19 protein-coding genes are annotated in these 20,833 nt (G+C 69.8%); 11 read left to right on the top strand and 8 right to left on the bottom strand.

Features of this window, described 5'->3' with window-relative positions:
* The first annotated feature begins 44 nt into the window (after positions 1-44).
* Positions 45-443: a hypothetical protein gene (locus Q9G87_RS30135; protein WP_127940564.1), complete on the top strand. Its 399-nt coding sequence runs from the start codon at positions 45-47 to the stop codon at positions 441-443.
* 7 nt (positions 444-450) lie between these two features.
* On the top strand, positions 451-1,497 hold the full coding sequence (gene trpD, locus Q9G87_RS30130) for an anthranilate phosphoribosyltransferase (RefSeq protein ID WP_305919879.1): 1,047 nt from the start codon (positions 451-453) through the stop codon (positions 1,495-1,497).
* A gap of 69 nt (positions 1,498-1,566) precedes the next feature.
* Here the strand turns inward: trpD and Q9G87_RS30125 are convergent, their stop codons facing one another.
* The 4 genes from Q9G87_RS30125 to ctaC form a co-directional block, all read right to left on the bottom strand.
* Positions 1,567-2,763, bottom strand: coding sequence for a L,D-transpeptidase (locus Q9G87_RS30125; protein ID WP_305919878.1), 1,197 nt, complete (start codon positions 2,761-2,763; stop codon positions 1,567-1,569).
* A gap of 151 nt (positions 2,764-2,914) precedes the next feature.
* Complete coding sequence (locus Q9G87_RS30120) at positions 2,915-3,328, bottom strand: cytochrome c oxidase subunit 4 (RefSeq protein ID WP_305919877.1); 414 nt, start codon at positions 3,326-3,328, stop codon at positions 2,915-2,917.
* Positions 3,328-4,992, bottom strand: a complete 1,665-nt coding sequence (ctaD, locus tag Q9G87_RS30115; protein WP_305919876.1) for an aa3-type cytochrome oxidase subunit I — start codon at positions 4,990-4,992, stop codon at positions 3,328-3,330. Before ctaD ends, Q9G87_RS30120 begins: the two co-directional genes overlap by 1 nt.
* Positions 4,989-5,816 carry an aa3-type cytochrome oxidase subunit II gene (gene ctaC / locus Q9G87_RS30110; RefSeq protein ID WP_305919875.1) on the bottom strand — a complete coding sequence of 276 codons (828 nt, stop codon included), beginning with the start codon at positions 5,814-5,816 and terminating at the stop codon, positions 4,989-4,991. Before ctaC ends, ctaD begins: the two co-directional genes overlap by 4 nt.
* A gap of 159 nt (positions 5,817-5,975) precedes the next feature.
* On the opposite strand from ctaC, the gene Q9G87_RS30105 reads away from it, so the two are divergent.
* Positions 5,976-7,109, top strand: coding sequence for a cysteine desulfurase family protein (locus Q9G87_RS30105; protein ID WP_371825850.1), 1,134 nt, complete (start codon positions 5,976-5,978; stop codon positions 7,107-7,109).
* Positions 7,106-7,351: a sulfurtransferase TusA family protein gene (locus Q9G87_RS30100; RefSeq protein WP_043638353.1), complete on the top strand. Its 246-nt coding sequence runs from the start codon at positions 7,106-7,108 to the stop codon at positions 7,349-7,351. Before Q9G87_RS30105 ends, Q9G87_RS30100 begins: the two co-directional genes overlap by 4 nt.
* Positions 7,352-7,466: 115 nt before the next feature.
* Here the strand turns inward: Q9G87_RS30100 and Q9G87_RS30095 are convergent, their stop codons facing one another.
* Together Q9G87_RS30095 and erpA are read right to left on the bottom strand one after the other, a co-directional pair.
* A complete protein-coding gene (locus tag Q9G87_RS30095) occupies positions 7,467-8,453 on the bottom strand; it encodes a carbohydrate kinase family protein (RefSeq protein WP_305919873.1) in 987 nt (328 codons plus the stop codon).
* A gap of 116 nt (positions 8,454-8,569) precedes the next feature.
* A complete protein-coding gene (gene erpA, locus Q9G87_RS30090) occupies positions 8,570-8,923 on the bottom strand; it encodes an iron-sulfur cluster insertion protein ErpA (protein WP_049566397.1) in 354 nt (117 codons plus the stop codon).
* 168 nt (positions 8,924-9,091) lie between these two features.
* Between erpA and nadA the strand changes: the two genes are divergently transcribed.
* Entirely contained in the window at positions 9,092-10,249 is a 1,158-nt protein-coding gene (gene nadA, locus Q9G87_RS30085; protein WP_305919872.1) for a quinolinate synthase NadA, read from the top strand.
* Positions 10,250-10,647: 398 nt separating this feature from the next.
* On the opposite strand, the gene Q9G87_RS30080 is transcribed toward nadA, so the two are convergent.
* Positions 10,648-10,857 (bottom strand): hypothetical protein, encoded by a 210-nt coding sequence (locus Q9G87_RS30080; RefSeq protein WP_305919871.1) that lies wholly within the window; start codon positions 10,855-10,857, stop codon positions 10,648-10,650.
* A gap of 224 nt (positions 10,858-11,081) precedes the next feature.
* Between Q9G87_RS30080 and Q9G87_RS30075 the strand changes: the two genes are divergently transcribed.
* Entirely contained in the window at positions 11,082-12,290 is a 1,209-nt protein-coding gene (locus tag Q9G87_RS30075; RefSeq protein WP_305919870.1) for a zinc ribbon domain-containing protein, read from the top strand.
* Positions 12,291-12,827: 537 nt separating this feature from the next.
* Here the strand turns inward: Q9G87_RS30075 and Q9G87_RS30070 are convergent.
* Positions 12,828-13,529, bottom strand: coding sequence for an alpha/beta fold hydrolase (locus Q9G87_RS30070; protein ID WP_305920062.1), 702 nt, complete (start codon positions 13,527-13,529; stop codon positions 12,828-12,830).
* A gap of 445 nt (positions 13,530-13,974) precedes the next feature.
* Here Q9G87_RS30070 and Q9G87_RS30065 point away from each other — a divergent pair, with 445 nt between their 5' ends.
* The 5 genes from Q9G87_RS30065 to Q9G87_RS30045 all read left to right on the top strand — a co-directional run bounded on the left by Q9G87_RS30065 (position 13,975) and on the right by Q9G87_RS30045 (position 20,815).
* Positions 13,975-15,270, top strand: coding sequence for a Dyp-type peroxidase (locus Q9G87_RS30065; protein ID WP_305919869.1), 1,296 nt, complete (start codon positions 13,975-13,977; stop codon positions 15,268-15,270).
* 13 nt (positions 15,271-15,283) lie between these two features.
* A complete protein-coding gene (locus Q9G87_RS30060) occupies positions 15,284-16,903 on the top strand; it encodes an FAD-binding oxidoreductase (protein ID WP_305919868.1) in 1,620 nt (539 codons plus the stop codon).
* A gap of 120 nt (positions 16,904-17,023) precedes the next feature.
* Complete coding sequence (locus Q9G87_RS30055) at positions 17,024-17,716, top strand: EthD domain-containing protein (RefSeq protein ID WP_305919867.1); 693 nt, start codon at positions 17,024-17,026, stop codon at positions 17,714-17,716.
* Positions 17,716-19,209, top strand: a complete 1,494-nt coding sequence (locus tag Q9G87_RS30050; protein WP_305919866.1) for a GMC family oxidoreductase — start codon at positions 17,716-17,718, stop codon at positions 19,207-19,209. Before Q9G87_RS30055 ends, Q9G87_RS30050 begins: the two co-directional genes overlap by 1 nt.
* Before the next feature lie 13 nt (positions 19,210-19,222).
* Complete coding sequence (locus Q9G87_RS30045; RefSeq protein ID WP_305919865.1) at positions 19,223-20,815, top strand: GMC family oxidoreductase; 1,593 nt, start codon at positions 19,223-19,225, stop codon at positions 20,813-20,815.
* Positions 20,816-20,833: the final 18 nt, after the last annotated feature.

The raw sequence follows: 20,833 nt of genomic DNA, 5'->3' as shown, positions 1-20,833 counted from the left end.
TAGTGAGCGCGACAGTGACGTCATCTGGGAGCACCGACGACACGATGAAGGTTCTCGTTTACAGCGACGACGCCGCCACGAGGGCCGAGGTGATCCAGGCCATCGGCAGACGGCCCGCGGCGGACGTGCCTTTCGTCGAGATCGTGGAGTGCGCCACCGAGCCCAAGGTCCACCAGTGGCTGGGCTCGGGCGAGATCGACGTGGCCGTCCTCGACGGCGAGACGCAGCCCGCGGGCGGCATGGGCGTCTCACGCCAGGCCAAGGACGAGGTCTATGACTGCCCGCCCATCTGCCTGATCATCGCCCGGCGCGACGACCGGTGGCTGGCCGAATGGTCCAAGGCCGATGCCGTGGTGTCCCAGCCGCTGGAGCCCATGGTCGTGGCCGACACGGTGGCCGACCTGATGCGCCGCCGTTCCTCCACCCGACTCAACGCTAAGTAGGTGCCCCATGGACTCCCGGACGACCTGGCCTGCCCTGCTTTCCGCTCTCCTGGCCGGAGAGCATTTGACATCAGACGAGACGGCCTGGGCGATGCGGGAGATCATGTCCGGCTCCGCGACGCCGTCTCAGATCGCGGGCTTCGTGATCGCCTTGCGCGCCAAGGGTGAGACGGTGTCCGAGGTGGTGGGCCTGGCCCGCACCATGCTCGACCTGGCCACGCCGCTCAGCGTGGAGGGCCGCGTGGTGGACATCGTCGGCACCGGGGGTGACCGCGCCCACACCGTCAACGTCTCGACGATGGCGGCCATCGTCGTCGCCGCGACCGGCGCGCGCGTGGTCAAGCACGGCAACCGCGCCGCCTCCTCCTCGTGCGGCGCCGCCGACGTCCTGGAGCACCTGGGCATCCGCCTCGATCTCACGCCCGAGCAGACGGCGCAGGTGGCGCAAGACGCCGGCATCGCGTTCTGCTTCGCCCCCGTCTACCACCCCGCGCTGCGCTTCGCCGGGCCGACGCGCAAGGAGATCGGCGTACCCACGATCTTCAACTTCCTCGGCCCGCTCACCAATCCGGCCCGCCCGGCGGCCCAGGCCATCGGCGTCTTCGACGCCAGGATGCTGCCCGTGCTCGCGGGCGTCTTCGCCGAGCGCGGGGTGTCCGCCCTGGTGTTCCGCGGTGACGACGGCCTGGACGAGCTGACCATTTCCAGCACCTCGACGGTGTGGGTGGTCAAGGACGGCACCGCCACGCAGACGACGTTCGACCCCGCGGCCCTCGGCATCCCGCGCGCCGACGCGGGCGCGCTGCGCGGCGGCGATGTGGCGTTCAACTCCCAGGCCGTGCACGACCTGCTGCGCGGCAAGACCGGGCCGGTGCGCGACGCGGTGCTGCTCAACGCGGCCGCCGCGCTGGTGGCCTACGACGGCCCCGGCGACGATCTCGACTCCGCCATGACCGAGGGGTATGCCCGCGCGGTGCAGGCCGTGGACTCCGGCGCCGCCGCGGCCCTCCTGGATCGGTGGGTGGAGGTCAGCCGCTCCTTGCGCCCCGCCTGACGGCGGGGCTCCCGGCACGGAGCTGCCGGGTCCTCAGGCATCGCCTGAGGACGTGCCGGTGCCGGCCGGCTACGACAGGCCGATCGTGGGGCCCGCCTTGAGCGAGCTCCACTTCAGCCATTGCCTCCAGTTCTCCTGCCAGTGCCCCCACCCGTTCAGGGGCTCCAGCTTCCGCGGCGACCCGGTGATGATGATCGGGTCGCCGATGAGGGTGTTCTTGATGAACCACTTGGCGTTGTCCGGGCTGATGTTCACGCATCCGTGGCTGACGTTCGAGTTGCCCTGCGAGCCGACCGACCAGGGCGCGCTGTGCACGTACTCGCCGCTGTTGGAGATGCGCACGGTGTTGTAGACCGTCAGCCGGTAGTAGCCGGCCTGGCCCGGCCCGATCCCGGGGGAGGTCATGACGGTGACGGGCTCGCGCGACATCGCCAGGTGAATACCGGAGGTCGTGTAGTACTTCCACTGCCCGCCCTGGCCGGCGCTCATCGGCATGGTGCGGACCTTCTTGCCGTCGCGGCGGACCGTGAGCACGTGCTCGTCGGTGCTGCCCTTGGTGATCTGCGATCGGCCGATCTTGAAGTTGACCGTGACGTCACGTTTGCCGTACATGGCCGGTCCCCCGCGCACCCCCGCCAGCTGCGCGTCCACCCGCACCTTCGTATGCGCGGGCCAGTACTTCTGTGGCCGGAAGTCGACGTGCTGGTCGTCGAACCAGTGCCAGGCGCCCTCCACCGGCTTGGAGCTACGGACGGTGAGGTTGCGCTCGACCGATACCCGGTCGGTGACCGGCTTGTCGAAGGCGATCATGATGGGCATGCCGACACCGACCGTCAGCCCGGTGTCGTCCTTGTTCGGGGTGATGGTCTCGATGTCGAACGTCTCTTTGCCCTTGACCGTGGTGAACGTGCTGCTGGTCGTGCTCTGCTTGCCCGCGGCGTCCTCGGTGACGGCGGTGACCGTGTAGGCGGTGCCGGGGCGGGCGGTGCCGATGCTACGCCAGCGGCTGCCGTCACCGCTCAGCACGCCCTTGAGGGAGGCGGACTTGCCAGCGTCCACCCGTACGCTCCTGAGCTTGCCGCTGTTGGCCGCCACGACCACGGGCTGGTCGGTGGGCACGTCCTTGGTCTTGTCCTGAGGAGAGAACGACACCGCGGGCCCCCGCGCGCCGCCGACCATGGCGATCGGCGCCGGGTCGTTCGCCGAGCACGCGGTCGCCAGCACCAAGACCAGCAGACCGGCGGATCCATACGTTACGCGCTCCACGGTGACTCCCTCGCCCAAGATCGAACCGCTTCTGCCTCCTTTATTACCCTGAGTGATCGAATCACCACATCCGACCACTGGTAAAGAACCTGAAAAAGCGGGCGTCCTCCCCCAAGGAAGGACACCCGCTCCGGTTTCGCTCAGCTTTCGCTCAGTGCGAGAAGTTGCCCCGGTAGTACTGGAACACGAACCCGATCATGGCCATGAGGATCAGGAAGACCCCGATCAGGAACATCCAGAAGCCGAACACGAACCCGGCGAAGGCGAAGGCCGCCGCCAGGCACACGAACAGCGGCCACCAGCTGCTCGGGCTGAAGAACCCGATCTCACCGGCTCCCTCGCTGATGTCGGCCTGCTTGTTGTCCTCCGGCTGCGGGCCGATGCGCCGCGCGGTGAACATCAGGTAGTAGCCCACCATGAACGCGAACCCGACCGAGATGGCCATGGCCGTGGTGCCGACCGGCTCACCCTGGCCGGTGGCGGCCTTGGTCCAGAACCAGTAGGCGACGTCGACGCCGGCGAAGAACAGGCCGCACGCGAGGAAAAGCCACCCTTGAATCCTCATCAGGCCTCCACCTCCTGGACGGGCTTGGCGGACACGTGCGGGTAGTGCAGGTCGAACGCGGGGCGCTCAGACCGGATGCGCGGCAGCGAGGTGAAGTTGTGCCGCGGCGGCGGGCAGGAGGTCGCCCACTCGAGCGAGCCGCCGTAACCCCACGGGTCGTCGACCGTGACCTTGGGCGCGCTGCGCCACGTCTTCCAGACGTTGTAGAAGAACGGCAGCGTGGACAGGCCCAGGACGAACGCGCCCACCGACGACAGCATGTTGAGGTCGGTGAAGCCGTCGGCCGCGCTGTAGTCGGCGTAGCGGCGCGGGAAGCCCGCCATGCCGAGCCAGTGCTGCACCAGGAACGTGGTGTGGAAGCCGATGAACAGCAGCCAGAAGTGAACCTTGCCCAGCTTGTCGTCGAGCATCCTGCCGGTGAACTTGGGCCACCAGAAGTAGAACCCGGCGAACATGGCGAACACGACGGTGCCGAAGACCACGTAGTGGAAGTGGGCGACGACGAAGTAGGTGTCGCTGATGTGGAAGTCGAGCGGCGGCGAGGCCAGGATGACACCCGTCAGACCGCCCAGGAGGAAGGTGATGAGGAAGCCGACGGCGAACAACATCGGCGACTCGAAGCTCAGATGCCCTCGCCACATGGTGCCGACCCAGTTGAAGAACTTCACACCTGTCGGTATCGCGATGAGGAACGTCATGAACGAGAAGAACGGCAACAACACCTGCCCGGTCGGGAACATGTGGTGCGCCCAGACCGTGATGGACAGACCGGCGATCGAGATCGTCGCGACCACGAGGCTGATGTAGCCGAAGATCGGCTTGCGGCTGAAGACCGGCAGCACCTCGGTCACGATGCCGAAGAACGGCAGCGCGATGATGTAGACCTCGGGATGGCCGAAGAACCAGAACAGGTGCTGCCAGAGCAGCGCGCCGCCGTTCTCCGAGTCGAAGATGTGGGTGCCGAGCTTGCGGTCGGCCTCCAGGGCCAGCAGCGCGGCGGCCAGCACCGGGAACGCCATCAGCACGAGCATGCTGGTGAGCAGGACGTTCCAGGTGAAGATCGGCATGCGGAACATGGTCATGCCGGGGGCGCGCATGCAGATGATCGTGGTGATGAAGTTCACCGAGCCGAGGATCGTGCCCAGACCGGACAGGGCCAGACCCATGATCCACAGGTCGCCGCCGATGCCGGGCGAGTTGATCGCGTTCGACAGCGGCGTGTAGGCGAACCAGCCGAACGACGCGGCGCCGCCCGGGGTGAAGAAGCCGGAGACGGCGATGATGCTGCCGAACAGGTAGAGCCAGTAGCTCACCATGTTGAGGCGCGGGAACGCCACGTCGGGGGCGCCGATCTGCAGCGGCATCAGCTCATTGGCGAAGCCGGCGAACAGCGGCGTCGCGAACATCAGCAGCATGATCGTGCCGTGCATGGTGAACAGCTGGTTGAACTGCTCGTTGCTGGTGAACTGCAGCCCCGGCTGCGCCAGCTCCGCCCGCATGATCAGCGCCATGACGCCGCCGATCAGGAAGAAGATGAACGACGTGATCAGGTAAAGGTGCCCGATAATCTTGTGGTCGGTGGAGGACAGCCACTTGGCGATCACCTGGCCCTTGGTGGTGGGCCGCCCGACCGGCGCGCGAAGTGGTTCTTGAATGGCGGTCACTGGGCACTCCCAGCCTGTGTAGCGATGTACTGGTTCCACTCGGTGTCGTTGACGAGCTTCACCGAGAAGAGCATCTTGCTGTGGTCGACACCGCACAGCTCGGCGCAGCGGCCCGCGTAGACGCCCGGCTTGTCAAGCGTCTTGATCTCGAACTTGCGGCCCGGGTTGCCCTCCGGGATGCCGGGGATCACGTCACGCTTGAACAGGAACGCCGGCACCCAGAACGAGTGGATGACGTCGTCCGTCGACAGGTCGAACTCGACCGTCTTGTTCACGGGCAGGACAAGCTGGGGGCCCTGCCTGTAGTCGTTCACCGGCAGGCCGGCGACGGGCTGCAGCGTCTTGCCGCCGACATTCGTGGTGAAGCGCCAGCTCCACTGGAAGGCCTCGACCTTGACCCGCACATCCGGGTTGTTGGACATGCGGGTGAGGTATTCGCTGTCGCGGGCGGTGAAGAAGAAGAACACCGACACCATGACCAGCGGAATCAAGGTGTAAAGCATCTCGATCGGCAGGTTGTAGCGGACCTGCGGCGGGAGATCGGCCTTCGCCTTGCGCTTGCGGTGGAAAATGGCCGCCCACACGATCAGGACGATCACGACGGCGCCCGTGGCGAGTGCGGCGATCCAGGCCCCGTTCCACAGAGTCTGGATCGGGCCACCCTGCTCGGTGATGTGTTCGGGAAGAAGGCCGCGAGACCAGTCGGCCTCGGGGACGTCATTAGCACACGCCGTAGCAGTGGCCAGCAGCAACGCCAAAGCGGCGGCGCGTGGCACCCTGCGCCGGGCCAACGAACGCCGCGTCGTACGGCGAGTCGGACTCACGGATCGCCTACCCCACAGATGAAGCCCAAGAGTCTTCCCTTGGGCGCTTGTATTACTGTTCTGATCAATGCACAACTGACAAGCAGACACATTAGCGTGCAGGTGCCTTGCCCCACCGCGCGACCCCTCGACGGCCCCGCAAGTGGGACGATGAGTCTCGTGGCGTATTTCGACGCGGCTTCGAGCGAGCCGCTCCACCCGCAGGCGCGTGAGGCGCTGCTGGCGGCGATCGACGTCGGCTGGGCCGATCCCGCGAGACTCTATGGCCAGGCCCGCCGTGCGCATCTGCTGCTCGAGCAGGCCCGCACGGAGGTGGCCGAGGCGCTCGGCGCGCGCCCGGACGAGGTGTCGTTCACCTCTTCCGGCACGCAGGCCGTGCATCTCGGCGTGCTCGGCACCCTACACGGCAGGCGCAGGGCCGGGCGCCATCTGGTGACGAGCGCGGTCGAGCACTCCAGCGTGCTGCACGCCGGCGGCGTGCACGAACGCGACGGGGGCACGGTGGAGACGGTGGGAGTGGATCTGACCGGCCGGGTGGACCTCGACGCGTTCGCCGAGGCCGTGGCGCGGCCCGGCACCGCGCTGGCCTGTCTGCAGACGGCCAACCACGAGGTCGGCACCCTGCAGCCGGTGGCGGAGGCGGCTGCGGCGTGCCGGGCGCACGGCGTTCCGCTCCTGGTGGACGCGGCGCAGACGGCCGGCCGGATGCCGATGCCGCCCGGCTGGGCGGTGCTCACCGCCAGCGCACACAAGTGGGGTGGCCCGGCCGGGGTGGGCGTGCTGGTGGTGCGCAAGGGCACCCGGTTCCGCTCGTTCCTGCCGGAGGACGAGCGGGAGCGGCGGCGGGTGCCGGGCTTCGAGAACGTGCCCGGCATCGTGGCCGCGGCGGCCGCCCTTCGCGCGATGAGCGCGGAGGCCGCGCAGGAGCAGGCGCGGATCTCCGAACTCGTCGGAAAGATCAGGGAGACGGTGCCGAAGATCGTCCCGGATGTGGAGGTGATCGGCGACCCCGAGGAGCGGGCGCCGCACATCGTGACCTTCTCGTGCCTCTACGTCGACGGCGAGGCCCTGCTCACCGAGCTGGACAAGGCGGGATTCGCCGTATCGTCCGGAAGTTCGTGCACCGCTAGTACGCTTCGTCCATCGCACGTTCTTGAAGCGATGGGCGTGCTGACGCATGGGAATGTCCGGGTGTCGCTGCCCAGGGGCGTCTCCGCGGCGGAGGTCGACAGGTTCCTCGCCGTGCTGCCCGAGATGGTGCGCCGCATCCGCCAGGACGCAGGAGTCGCATGACCGAGGTTACTCAGCCGGCTTTGACGATCGACGCGCTCGGGAAGAAGTGCCCGATCCCGATCATCATGCTCGCCGAACAGATCAACTACGTCCCGCTGAACGCCGTGGTGGCCGTGCTGGCCGACGATCCGGCGGCCTATACGGACGTGCCGGCGTGGTGCAGGTTGAAGTCGCATCGCCATGTCGGCTCGTACGAGTTGCCGGAGGGCGGCTGGGCCATCCACGTCAGACGCAATTACTGAGGCCCCGCCCCGGCACGTCGGCCGAGGACGGGGCGGTCTGAAGCGCGCCTCTTGGCGCCGGCTCAGGCGTGGTTGCAGCTTGGAGTCGGCTCAAGAGCAGCAGCTCGGAGTCGGCTCAGGGGTGGTAGCAGCGCACGTGCTCGGCGATCTCCGCGGCCGCCTCGGCGCCATACGCAGCGGTGAACCGCTCCAGGAAGCCCTGCTGCCCGAGCTCGTATTCCTGCCCGCCGACCCGCTCCAGCACGTGCGTGGCGGTGAGGTTGCCGATCTGCCCGCACCGCTCCAGCGGCAGTGCCCAGGCCAGCCCGGACATGAACCCGGCCCGGAAGGCGTCACCGACGCCCGTGGGGTCGGCCTTGCCCAGCTCGGGAGCGGGCGCGACCTGGATGGACGGCTCGCCCTTGCGGTCGATGACGGCGCCCTTGGGCCCCAGCGTGGTGACCCGCACGCCGACCCGGCCCAGGATCTCCTCATCCGACCAGCCGGTCTTCTGCTCGATGAGCCCCTTCTCGTAATCGTTGGAGAAGAGATAGGCGGCGCCGTCGACGAGCTGGCGGATCTGCTCGTCCTCCATGCGGGCCAGCTGCTGGGAGATGTCGGCGGCGAAGGGGATGCCGCGCTGGCGGCACTCGTCGGTGTGCCGCAACATCGCGTCGGGGTCGTTGGGGCTGATGAGCACCAGGTCGAGGCCGCCGACGCGGTCGGCGACGGGCTGCAGCTCGATGAGCCGGGCCTCGGCCATCGCGCCGGTGTAGAACGAGGCGATCTGGTTGTGGTGCTCGTCAGTGGTGCACAGAAAACGCGCGGTGTGCTGGGTCTCGGAGATGTGCACGGAGCCGCAGTCGACGCCGTGGCGCTCCAGCCAGGACCGGTAGTCGGCGAAGTCGTTGCCGACCGCTCCCACGAGAACCGGCTTGAGGCCGAGGCAGCCCATGCCGAACGCGATGTTCGCGGCGCACCCGCCGCGACGAATCTGCAGATCGTCGACCAGGAACGAGAGTGACACCCGGTCGAGCTGCTCGGCGATGAGCTGATCGCCGAAGCTTCCTGGGAAGGTCATCAGGTGGTCTGTCGCGATGGAGCCGGTGACGGCGATGCGCACGGGATTCTTCTTCCTCGTTGTCAGCAGGCCAATGAGCCCCACGAGAATACGCGAAGGTCCCGCGCGCACAAAGGCGGACGGGACCTCGCGGCCGACCTTCGACCAGTTGCCGACGACTAGTTGAACGAGTCGCCACAGGCGCAGGAGCCGGTGGCGTTCGGGTTGTCGATGGTGAAGCCCTGCTTCTCGATGGTGTCGACGAAGTCGATGCTGGCGCCCATCAGGTAAGGAGCGCTCATCCGGTCGGTGACCACGCTGACGCCGCCGAAGTCCGTCACCACGTCGCCGTCCATCGAACGATCGTCGAAGAAGAGCTGGTAGCGCAGGCCGGAGCAACCACCGGGCTGCACGGCGACCCGCAGCTGCAGACCCTCTTCACCCTGCTGCTCCAGCAGGCTCTTGACCTTGGCGGCGGCCGCGTCAGTCAGGATCAGACCCTGCGTCGTGGTCTCGCTGCTCTCAACCGTCATCTGCTGACTCCCTAACCCGGCTGTCTGTTTTCGACGTCCTACCAATGACGCTACCAACACCTGGACGATGCCACACATTCCCGGGCCGCCCGCCGACCGTCCGGCCCCGGAATAACCATGGATGCCCGTGTGTCATGATGAGTATCGTCAATTCGACGATAAGGGGGTATGGCGATGGCCACCCAGACTGGGCTGCCGCTCTTCGTCCTCGGCCGGAGCGCCGATCCGCACAGCGAGAAGGGGGTCGACTGCCCCGGCGAGCTGCCACCCGCTTCCGACCCCGGCCTGGTGGAACGTGCCCGCAAGGCCAAGGAGGCGCTCGGCGACCGCCTGTTCGTGCTCGGCCACCACTACCAGCGCGACGAGGTCATCCAGTTCGCCGATGTGACGGGCGACTCGTTCAAGCTCGCCCAGCAGGCCGCGGCACGGCCGGAGGCGGAGTACATCGTCTTCTGCGGCGTGCACTTCATGGCCGAGTCGGCCGACATCCTCACCGGCGATGACCAAAAGGTAATACTTCCGGACATGGCGGCCGGGTGCTCGATGGCCGACATGGCCACGTTCGACCAGGTCGAGGAGTGCTGGGAAGCCCTGGAGGACGCCGGCCTGGCCGATCAGGTGATCCCGGTCACATACATGAACTCCAGCGCCGACATCAAGGCCTTCTGCGGCCGCAACGGCGGCGCCGTCTGCACCTCCTCCAACGCCCGCCGGGCCCTGGACTGGGCGTTCGAGCAGGGCCAGAAGGTGCTGTTCCTGCCCGACCAGCACCTGGGCCGGAACACGGCGGTGCTGGAAATGGGCATGTCCGTGGACGACTGCGTGGTGTGGAACCCCCACCGCCCGAACGGCGGCCTCACCCAGGAGCAGCTGGAGCGGGCCAGGATGATCCTGTGGCGCGGCCACTGCTCGGTGCACGGCCGCTTCACGGCCGACTCGGTGGACGACGTACGCGCCCGCATCCCCGGCGTGAACGTCCTCGTGCACCCGGAGTGCCGCCACGACGTCGTACTCAAGGCCGACTACGTGGGCTCGACGGAATACATCATCAAAAAGCTGGAGGCGGCTCCCGCCGGCTCGAGCTGGGCGGTCGGCACGGAACTGAACCTGGTGAAGCGTCTGGCCCAGAGATTCCCCGACAAGAACGTCTCGTTCCTGGACCGGACGGTCTGCTACTGCTCCACGATGAACAGGATCGACCTGCCGCACCTGGTGTGGGCCCTGGAATCGCTGGTCCTGGGTGAGGTCGTCAACCAGATCACGGTGGACGAGGACACGACTTACTGGGCCAAGGTCGCGCTGGACCGCATGCTCGCCCTCCCATAGGCCGATTTATCCCCATATCCCCCGCCCAACCGCATGGACCTCCGCAGGGGACGCGCTACGCGCGACTGAGCTCCGGGCTCCTCTCACGGGGGAGCCCAGCTCCCCCGACCCCCTTGCCGGTGGGCCTCCCGCCCCCGGACCCCCGAGCCTGGGCCGGGTTCCGCACGGCTATAAGCCGGTCGGTAGAGACAAATCCCTGTCGTTGGCCAATGCCAAGCGGCGATCGCAGGCCCGTTGATGCCACGCGGACGACGGGCAACGATCTCGAACCCCAGGGCCGTCCTCATCCGACGTGAGCGGGATCTGTTTCCTCTGCCTGAGCTGTGCGAACCAGATGGGGTCCTCTATGGACCATGCGCCAGAAGCACAGCCAGCCTCGTAACCGGATAGGGGGCTGCCTAAGGGGAGATCGGCTTCATCCCGCGCAGCTCGACCACTTGGGCGACGGCCAGGGCGAAGGGGTGGTTCTGGAAGTCATCCCAGGCAACGAAAATGTTGTGCCCGTTGGGTTCCAGTGCACGCAGCACGCCCGGCCGGTACAGGTCAGCGAGCACACCGGACGGTCTGACACTGGTCACCGTGTAGACCGCGAAGTCCTCACGCAGCATGGGACATTCCTCGAGCGCCTTCGGGATGCAGCGCCAGCAGGTCGGGGGCGCATTAGTGCGGCCGCTGTCCAGACCCGTGCGCTCGAACACGGTCTTGGTGACCGCCCAAGAGATCAGGCCGTTCTCCGGGTCAGCGGCCGGTCTGCCACAGACCTGGCACAGCAGCCGATCCCCTTGCGTGAGGCCGGACCTCGGTCCCGGCCGCCCCGGCCACCGGCCACAGCGTGGCGCTGGGCCTGGACTGGGGGTTGAACACCCTGCTCACGGGTGCCATCGCCCGGCTGTGCGATGGCCGGGTGGTCTCTGATGGGCGGATGCTGCGCTACGAAGCCACCGCGGTCTCGGCCAAGCTGCACCGGCTGCGCGGCCAGCGCGAACACCTGGCCGCCAAACGCGAGCACTGCGCGGCGCTGCTGTCCGGGCTGGACGCCACCGACACCCGCGATACCGGTGATGCCTGCGGTGGCAGTGCCACCGATGCTCCGCGTGTGGCGCTGCAGCGCCGGTATCGGGTGCTGCAGGTCGAGCACGAGCGGGTGTGCGCCCGGATCAGAAGGCTTGATCATGCGCTGGCCTGGTCGGCGGCGAGGTGGGCCGTCGACCAAGCGGTCGCGCTCGGCGCCGGTGTGATCTATGTAGAAGATCTGGCCACGCTGGAGGTGCGTGGGGTGCGTCGCGGTAACGCGGCGTTGTCGGGGCAGGTGCGCGGCGTGGTGATCGAGGCCATCCGGCATCTGGCCGCCAAGGACAGCATAGCGGTGGTGACGGTGCCCGCCCGGGGCACCTCCCGCTACTGCCCCCGCTGCGGCGAAGGGGCCAGCGTGCTACGCCACGTTCCCGCACCCGACCGGCTGGCCGAGCGCGGCTGGAAATGGGCCTACTGCCCCGCCTGCGGGCTGTCGTGCGACCGAGATCACGCCGCGGCCGAGCGGATCGCCGCCCGCGGCCTGCTCGCCCAGCAGCACACCCGCACCGACCCCGCCACCGGTGTCCGCTCCATCCACACGATCGTGGAAGGCAACGTGGCCCGCGCGCGCCGCAGGAAGAAGCCCACCCGGGCGGCGCGGCGGGCCCGCCGCACCCGCACCGATCTGCACCCACGTCCCCTGGCCCGGTCCCGCAACAAGGACCGGCCGACCCCCAAACGACGGCAGACCAACCGCTCTGCCACGACCCATCGCAAGACGTTCAGCCGTGTGCCCGACCGGCGCACGGTGCCCGCCCCCGCACCGGGCACGCCCGGGGCGAGACAGCGTCCGGCGGGCCAGGCACCCCAGACGACCCGCCCACCAGCGGGACGCACAGGGCCTGTACGCGATCCTCACCACCGGACCGGCTTCCACCGTGTCGCAGCCACTCCCGTACTCCCCCTCGGAGCTTACGGAGACGGCCCGCCACGCGCCACGCCCGCCCGGAATGTCCAGAAATCCTGAGGCAAACACAGAGAATCGCAGACGCTCGCGGGAGAACGCCTTGGTGCGGAAGGCGCCGAGGCCACCGGAGCCGATCAGAGCGGCCTGGTAAGGGTCCGTGGCAGCGCCCTGCTTGATCAGGGTGTAGGGGTAGGTGCCGGCGGGCCGGCCCAATTGCCGCAGCGTGGGCTCGATGGCCGAATGGAAGCCGCCGATGGGATCCCAGGCGCCGGCCACCAGGCAGGTCAGGCGGTCCGGCGTCAGCGCGGCGACCGCGTAACCGGTCATGGCGCCCAGCGAGCAGCCCCAGAATGCGGCACGGCCGGCGCCCACGTCATCGAGCACGGCCGTCACGGACGCGACGCGCCGTTCCAGCGCGTACGCCTCGGCCTGGCGCGGCGCGGGAGCCGTTGGAGGCGCTCACCGCCTGCGCCCGTCAGCCGCACCGGCCATCACGGCGGCCCGCCGCGAGTACGACCGCCGTCAGTGAGCGAGCCGCACGCGCATCACACCTGGTCCGTCAGGAACGCGCTCACCGCCGACCGGAAGCCATCTGGGTCATCGATCGACCCAGGGCACGTGACCGGCCTGCGGAAGGACCACACGAAACACGCGGGGCAGCGCCCGTTCCAGGGAGTCCACCGACCGGCGCGGCCGGATGTCCTGGGCTCTGTCGACGATCAGTGTGGGGACCTGGAGGGTCTCACACCGTGCCCGCAGTTCGGAAGTGCCCCAGTCGCGCTTGTCCTGAGCGTTGATGGTGGCGTTGCACTCGAAGTTGACCCCCAGCCACGGCGTCGCCATGCGCTCGGCGTTCTCCAGCGCACGCGCCCGGTCGGCGAAGTCGGCCGACCATTGCAGCACCGAGAACTCCCGGTCCTCCTCGGGCACGCGATCACGCTTCTGCAACTCCTCCCAGCGGTCCACGTGCTCTCCCAGCATGCTGCGGAGATTGCGGGCGTACTCCGCGTGCCAGGCGGCCTTTGAGTCGATGCCCGTGCCGGAGACGTAGACGAGGGCGCGGACCCGATCGGGATGGTCCAGCGTGTATCGCAGGGCCAGCTGGGCGCCCCAGGAGTGGCCGAGCACCACCATCGACTCCAGGCCGAAGTGCCGTCGGACGGCGTCGAGATCGGCCGCTGCTCGAGCCATCGAATAGGGGCCGCACCGCTCGGAGCGGCCGCAGCCGCGCTGGTCCCAGCGGTACGCGGTGGCGACGTCGGCCAGGAGCCCGGCCGCGTCACCAAAGGTGTCCCACAGGCCGGGGGGCGCCGTGGCAGAAGACCACGGGGATGCCGTGACCGCTCTGCACCGCCCAGAGTCTTACGCCGTCCTCCGTCGTGACCGTCTCGTCCTTCATCTGAGCCAGTATGGTCGGGGCGATCGAAGCCGGTCTCGCGGGGCGACGACGGGTGCCCAAGACCCCGCGGAATGTCGGTCCAATGGCTCAACTATGTCGGTTCGGAGAGCCGTGAAATGTCGGTGCTTCGGCGACCGGCTGACCGCGCTGCCGATCAGCGCCCTCTGGGACCGCTAGGAGGGACGCGCGAGCGCTCGATCGCGGCGGCGGTACTTCGTGAGGTCGGCCGCGCTCTTCGTGAGGCGGCCGCGCGGAAGTAACGGGGTCCGGCTCTTTTCGTCGCCGTCCACGCCGGGGCCGGGACACCATGAAGGTGTTCTGACGATCACCTGGAGTGGATACGACATGTCTCCTCAGAACCGTACGGAAGGGGCGAACGGCGAGTGGGGGCGCGGTCCTTCGCGGCGGTCGTTCCTGGGTGTGGGGGCGGGGCTGGCCGCGGGCGCGGCCGGCGGCGCGGGGCTGGTGGCGGCCACGGACGGCGAGTCGCCCCGGCACGACGCCGCCCCGCTCGCGCCCGGGAACGGCCAGGTCGTCCCGGCCTCGTTCAAGGCGGCCCATCAGCCGGGGATCCTCACCGGACCGGCCCTGGCCTCCCTGGTGGCCGCCTTCCACTGCCGCGATCGCGACCGCCGTGCGCTGGCCGGCACGTTACGCAGGCTGTCGGCCGAGATGGACGCGCTGATGGCCGGTCGCCGGCCCCAGGACGTCCCCGCCGGGCAACCGCCCGCCGACAGCGCGATCCTGCTCGGCCAGGGCAGACAACCGGTGCTGGTCACGCTCAGCGTCGGCGCCTCCCTGTTCGACGAGCGGTACGGTCTGGCCGATCGCCGGCCGGCCGAGCTGGTGCCGATGGGCGTGCTGGCGAACGACCGGCTCGATCCCGCCCGTACTCACGGGGACCTGCTGGTGCTGATCCAGGCAGACCATCCGGACGTGTGCGTGCACGCCCTGCGCCGGCTCACGCGGGCCGCCGGCGGGTCGCTCTCGCCCGCCTGGTCGCAGGACGGATTCGCCCGGCCGGATCCGGTCGCCACGGCCGGCGCCACGGGCAACCGGAACCTGCTCGGCTTCAAGGACGGCACGGGCAACCCCGACGCGGCCGACCCGGCGCTGATGGACCAGGTGGTGTGGGTGGGGGCCGGCGACGGCGAGCCGGAGTGGGCCGTGGGCGGCACGTACGTCGCCGTCCGGCTGATCAGGCTCCTCGTGGAGCAATGGGACCGCACCTCGCTCGACGCCCAGGAACGGGTCATGGGGCGGCGCAAGCTGTCGGGAGCGCCGCTGGACGGCGAGAAGGAGACCGACGTGCCGAGGTACGCCGAGGACCCCGGCGGCGAGCGCACCCCACTCGACTCCCACATCCGGCTGGCCAACCCGCGCACCGCCGGACCCGACAAGGGCATGCTGCGCAAGGGCTTCAACTACGCGCGCGGGCTCGACGCCGACGCCCTGCTCGACCAGGGGCTGGTGTTCGTCAGCTACCAGCGCAGGCTGGCCAACTTCCTGCAGGCCCAGGAGCGGCTGAAGGGCGAGCCGATGGAGGCGTTCACCCGGCCGGAGGGCGGCGGCTTCTACTACGCGCTGCCCGGAGCACCCGGCTCGGGCGGCTATCTGGGCCAGCGCCTCGTCGAATCCTAGAAGGGAAACGATCATGAACGGTCCGTCAAGGCGAGGATTACTGGGCGGCGCCGCGCTCGTCGCGGGGGCGGGGGCGGTGCCCGCCTCCCCCGCCCACGCCGCGGCGTCGATCACTGGGCCGGTCGCCGGCCCCGTCACCGTCTACCCCAGCGATCCCCGCTACCAGGAGCTGACCGTCGGCTACAACCAGCGCTGGGTCGGCTCCCCCGACTACGTCCGGGTGGTCAGCTCGACCGCCCAGGTCGTCGCCGCGGTCCAGGAGGCGGTGGACGCGGGCAAGCGGATCTCGGTGGTCTCCGGCGGCCATTGCCTGGCCCCGTTCGTCTTCAACGCCGACGTGGACGTCGTCATCGACCTGTCCGGGCTGGACGAGGTGTACTTCGACACGCAGCGCAACGCGTTCGCGGTCGAGGGCGGCGCCCGGCTGTCAGGCGTCTACGACACGCTGTACAAGAAGTGGGGCGTGACCATCCCCGGCGGCATGTGCCCGACGGTCGGCATCGGCGGCCACGCCACCGGCGGCGGCTACGGCTTCCTGTCCCGGCAGTTCGGGGCCGTGATCGACCATCTGGCGGCGGTCGAGGTCGTGGTCGTGGACCGCGCGGGCAGGGCGCGGGCCGTGCTCGCCTCGAGGGACCCGGCCGACCCCCACCACGACCTGTGGTGGGCCTGCGCCGGCGGTGGCGGCGGCAACTTCGGCGTCGTCACCCGGTTCTGGTTCCGCACCCCCGGCACGAGCGGCGCCGACCCGGGCCGCCTGCTCGTCAACCCGCCCAAGGACGTGCTGCTCAGCGCCGTCGGCATCCCGTGGAGCTCGCTGGACCGCGCGAAGTTCGCCACGCTGGTCACCAACTGGGGTGCCTGGTACGAGCAGCACGCGGCCCCCACATCGCCGGCCAGGATCCTGTCGGGCGTCGCCTCGCTGGCGCACCGCTCCAGCGGGAACGTCTTCCTGCTGACCCAGGTGGACGCCACCGCCTCCGGCGCGAGCGGGCTCCTCGGCGACTACCTCCGCGCCCTGACCGCCGGACTCGGCGTCGACGCGGTCGTGGCCGCCCAGCCGCCACAGAGGCTCCCGTGGCTGCGCGCGGTCAAACTGATCGCGGCCAGCATCCCGTCCTTCATCAACCCGACCCTGCGCGGCTCGTCCAAGTCGGCATACCTGCGCCGCTCGTACACGGCCGAGCAGGCGGGCGCGATGTACGACGCGCTCACCCGCACGGACTTCACCAACCCGGCCGCCGCGGTGACGATGGCCGGGTTCAGCGGCGGCGCGATCAACGCCGTCCCACCCGCCCGGACCGCGCTCGCGCACCGCGACGCCGCGTTCTGGACGCTGTTCGAGACCCAGTGGCAGGATCCGGCCGCCGACGCCGCCAACATCGGCTGGCTCCGCGACCTGTACGCCTCGGTGTGGTCGGCCACCGGCGGCTACCCGGTGCCCGGCGACCAGGCCGACGGCTGCTACGTCAACAATCCGGACCCCGACATCACCGACCCCGCGTTCAACCGGTCGGGCGTGCCCTGGCACACGCTGTACTACAAGGGCAACTACCCCCGGCTCCAGCGCGTCAAGGCGGCGTACGACCCGCGCGAGGTCTTCCGGCACGCCCAGTCCGTCTCCCTGCCGTAGGGGCACCTGGCCAAGTGCCGCCCCCTACTTGACTTTGTCACCGCGACGCCGCCGTGCTCCCTTCTCGCCGCGGGCCCCCGTTCTTAGCGTCGAACACACCGAGTGACGGAGGAGAACACCGTGATCCATCAACTCATCTTCGCCGCGCCCAAGCCGGGCATGACGGAGGAGGAATTCCAGCAGTACTGGCTGAACGTGCACGCCGTCAGGTACGCCAGCAAGATCCCGCAGATCAGGAAGTACCTCATCGACACCAGGATCCCGTTCTGGCCCGACGAGGGCGAGCCGCTGTGGAGCGGCGTCGCGGAGATCTGGCTGCGCGACGAGAAGGAGCAGCTGGAGTCGCTGCAGACGCCCGAGTTCCTGGACGGCGCCCGGATGGACGAGCCGCGCTGGGCGGCGTTCTGGCGCACGGTCGTGCTCGACACGGACGCGCACGAGCTGGTCGCGGCGCCCGAGCTCGCGCCCGAGGGGGGCGTGAAGCTCATCGTGCTGGCCAAGCGGAAGGAAGGGCTGCCCCTGCCGGACTTCCGCAGCGCGAGCCTCGGCGCCCACGCCGAGCTGGTCGCGCAGGTGCCGGGCCTGCGCCGCTACCTCCAGTGCCACGTCAAGGACGGCGCCTACGCCATCGGGGAGGCCGTGCTCGACGCCGCCCACCTGCTGTGGTTCGACGACCGGGACGCACTGGCCGCGGCGCTCGCCTCGCCGGAGTTCGCCAAGGTCAAGGCCCACATGGAGGAGCTGGCCGAGCCGCGGTACCTGCACCGGATGGTCGTCACCGAGCACTGGGTCATCGGACCGGAGAGCCGCTGATGTCCGGCCACGACTACGTCGTCGTGGGCGGCGGCGCGGCCGGCGCGGTGGTCGCCGCCCGGCTGGTCGAGCGCACCACGGCACGCGTGCTCCTGCTGGAGGCCGGCGGCGAGGCCGATCTACCGGCCATCCGCCAGACCGGCATCCCGGGCATGGCCTCGCTGTGGCAGGACCCGGCCGTCACCTGGCCGCACGTCACGGCCCCGCAGGCCGGGCTGAACGGGCGGACGATCCCGCTGCCGCAGGGCAAGGTGCTGGGCGGCGGCAGCTCGGTCAACGCCATGCTCTACGTCCGGGGCAACCGCCGCGACTACGACGGCTGGGCCGCCCAGGGCAACGAGGGCTGGGCGTACGAGCAGGTGCTGCCGTGCTTCAAGCGGGCCGAAGACTACGAGGACGGCGCGGGGACGTACCACGGGGCGGGTGGTCCGCTCAAGGTCGCCCGCCTGTCGGCGATGTCGGAGGTGTCGCGCGCCTTCCTCGAGGCGGCCCGCGAGCTGGGCTTCCCCGGGGGCGAGGACTGGGACTACAACGGCGCCGCGCAGGAGGGCGCGTTCGCCTACCAGTCCTTCCGCACCAAGGACGACCAGCGGTCCAGCACCGCGTCCGCGTACCTCGAACCCCTGCGCGGCCATCCCCGGCTCACCGTCGTGACCGGCGCGACGGCCACCCGCGTGCTCATGGACGGCACGACGGCGACGGGCGTCGCGTACGTGCGCGACGGCGCCGTCCACCGCGCCGAGGCGAGCACCGAGGTGATCGTCTCCTGCGGCGCGCTGGCCACGCCCAAGCTGCTGCAGCTGTCCGGCATCGGCCCGGCCGCCGCTCTGCGCGAGCACGCGATCCCGGTCGTCGCCGACCTGCCCGGGGTCGGCGCCAACCTGCACGACCACGTCATCCTCGGCGTGGCCTACCGCGCGCGGTCCGAGCTGCCGCTGCCGGAGCTCCTGGCCGAGGTGGGGATGTTCCCGCCGGAGGACACCGACCTGCAGCTGCTGTTCGGGCCGGTGCAGTTCGTGGCCGACGAGTATCGCGTGGACGGCCCGGTCTTCACCTTCGCCCCGGTGCTCGCCCGGCCGCGCAGCAGGGGGACGCTGGCCCTTCGCTCGAGCGACCCGGCGGACCCGCCCCTGGTCGACCCCCGCTATCTGGAGGAGCAGGCCGATCTGGCGGCGCTGGTGCGCGGGATCGAGCTGTGCAGGGAGCTGGCGCACACCGGCGCGCTGGGCTCCTTCCACGACCGAGAGAGCGCACCGGGGCGCGAGGCCGACCTGGCCTCCTACGTCCGCTCCACCGCGACCACCGTGTGGCATCCGGTGGGCACCTGCCGGATGGGACGCGACCCGCTGGCCGTGGTCGATCCGGCGCTGCGCGTGCACGGCATCGACCGGCTCCGGGTGGCCGACGCCTCGATCATGCCGTCCATCCCCGCGGGCAACACCGCCGCCGCCAGCATCATGATCGGTGAGCGGGCGGCCGACCTGCTCACCTGAAGGGAAGCCCATCGTGGCAGACAGCTACAGGTATATCGTCATCGGCGCAGGCGCGGCAGGATCGGTGCTCGCGGCCCGGCTCAGCGAGGATCCCGGCGCCTCCGTGCTCCTGCTGGAGGCCGGCGACGCGCCCGTCACCGACGCGGTCACGACGCCGTGGCGGTGGAACGAGGTCCTGCTGACCGACCTGGACTGGGCGTACATGAGCGAGCCGCAGCCGGGCCTGGACGGCACGCGCGTCTACTCGGCCGCCGGCCGGGGCCTGGGCGGCACCTCGAACATCTACCACATGATGCACACCAGAGGCCGCCCGCAGGACTACGACGGCTGGGCCCGCCAGGGCTGTCCCGGCTGGTCCTTCGACGACGTGCTGCCCTACCTGCAACGGCTGGAGGACCAGCAGGACGGGCACAACCCGCTGGCCGGCAAGGGCGGCCCGATGACCGTGGCCGACGCGGCCGAGACGGGCAACCCGGTCTCGCAGACGTTCATCGAGGCCTGCGCCGAACTCGGTTACCCGCGTCTGGACGACTTCAACGCGGGTCTGTCCGGCGCCGGCTGGCATCACGTGAACATCAAGGACGGGCGGCGCTGGGGCGCCCGCGAGGCCTATCTCGATCCCGCGCTCGGCCGGCCGAACCTCACCGTGCTGACCGCCACCATGGCCACGCGGCTGCTGTTCGAGGGGACGCGCTGCGTCGGCGTGGAGTACGTGCGCGACGGCGCCACCCGCACGGCGCGGGCCGAGGCCGAGGTCGTGGTGTGCGCGGGCGCGATTCAGTCGCCCAAGCTCCTGCTGCTGTCCGGTCTGGGGCCGGCCGGCGACCTGGCCGGCCTGGGCATCCCGGTCGTGGCCGACCTGCCCGGCGTCGGGGCGAACTTCCACGATCACCCGCTGGTCATCGGGCCGATCGGCTACATGGCCAAGCCCGGCGACGACCCGCGCGGCCAGGTGACCGAGGTCGCGTTGTTCTGCGGGTCGCAGGAGGGGCTGCAGGTGCCCGACCTGGAGATCGCGCTGGTGCACCGGGCGCCGTTCGGGGAGAAGTTCTTCGCCAACGTCATCCGCCGCGTGCAGACCGGCCAGCCGGTCGCACCGGTGCGTGAGCTGGTGGACCCGCACGTGATCCTGAGCCTGTCCGGCCTCATCGGACCGGTCTCACGAGGATGGGTACGCCTGGCGGGGACCGACCCCACCGCCTATCCGAGGATCAACGCCAACTACTTCGGCGACCCGTACGACCTGGAGCGCACGGTCACGGTCGTGGAGATCGCCAGGGAGCTCTACCGCACCAAGGCGTTCACCGACGCCTGGGGGCTGTCCGAGGTGGCGCCGGGGCCGGACGTGACCACCCGCGACGAGCTGCGCGGCTGGGTGAAGGCCAACACCGGGTCGTACTACCACTTCGCCGGCTCCTGCCGGATGGGCACGGACGACGCGGCCGTGGTCGACCCCAGGCTGCGCGTGCGCGGCGTCGAGGGGCTGCGCGTGGCCGACGCCTCGGTCATGCCCTCCCTGGTCAGCGCGCATCCGCACACCACGGTCGTGATGATCGGCGAGCGTGCGGCCGACTTCGTCACAGGCGCGGCCGGCCCGTCCTCATAAATAGTACTGAGAGTGCCA

The organism is Nonomuraea turcica (genome assembly GCF_030718205.1).
Classification (GTDB): Bacteria; Actinomycetota; Actinomycetes; order Streptosporangiales; family Streptosporangiaceae; genus Nonomuraea.
Note: the sequence above shows the minus strand (reverse complement) of the source record. Positions and strands in the feature narration are given on the sequence as shown.

Bases quoted from the DNA above. Each gene is read 5' to 3' on its own strand.
- nadA (WP_305919872.1), top strand. From the start codon at position 9,092: ATGGCGATGGCCACCCAGACTGGGCTGCCGCTCTTCGTCCTCGGCCGG.
- trpD (WP_305919879.1), top strand. From the start codon at position 451: ATGGACTCCCGGACGACCTGGCCTGCCCTGCTTTCCGCTCTCCTGGCC.
- Q9G87_RS30050 (WP_305919866.1), top strand. From the start codon at position 17,716: ATGTCCGGCCACGACTACGTCGTCGTGGGCGGCGGCGCGGCCGGCGCG.
- Q9G87_RS30100 (WP_043638353.1), top strand. From the start codon at position 7,106: ATGACCGAGGTTACTCAGCCGGCTTTGACGATCGACGCGCTCGGGAAG.
- Q9G87_RS30135 (WP_127940564.1), top strand. From the start codon at position 45: ATGAAGGTTCTCGTTTACAGCGACGACGCCGCCACGAGGGCCGAGGTG.
- Q9G87_RS30060 (WP_305919868.1), top strand. From the start codon at position 15,284: ATGAACGGTCCGTCAAGGCGAGGATTACTGGGCGGCGCCGCGCTCGTC.
- Q9G87_RS30065 (WP_305919869.1), top strand. From the start codon at position 13,975: ATGTCTCCTCAGAACCGTACGGAAGGGGCGAACGGCGAGTGGGGGCGC.
- Q9G87_RS30080 (WP_305919871.1), bottom strand. From the start codon at position 10,857: ATGCTGCGTGAGGACTTCGCGGTCTACACGGTGACCAGTGTCAGACCG.
- Q9G87_RS30120 (WP_305919877.1), bottom strand. From the start codon at position 3,328: ATGAGGATTCAAGGGTGGCTTTTCCTCGCGTGCGGCCTGTTCTTCGCC.
- erpA (WP_049566397.1), bottom strand. From the start codon at position 8,923: ATGACGGTTGAGAGCAGCGAGACCACGACGCAGGGTCTGATCCTGACT.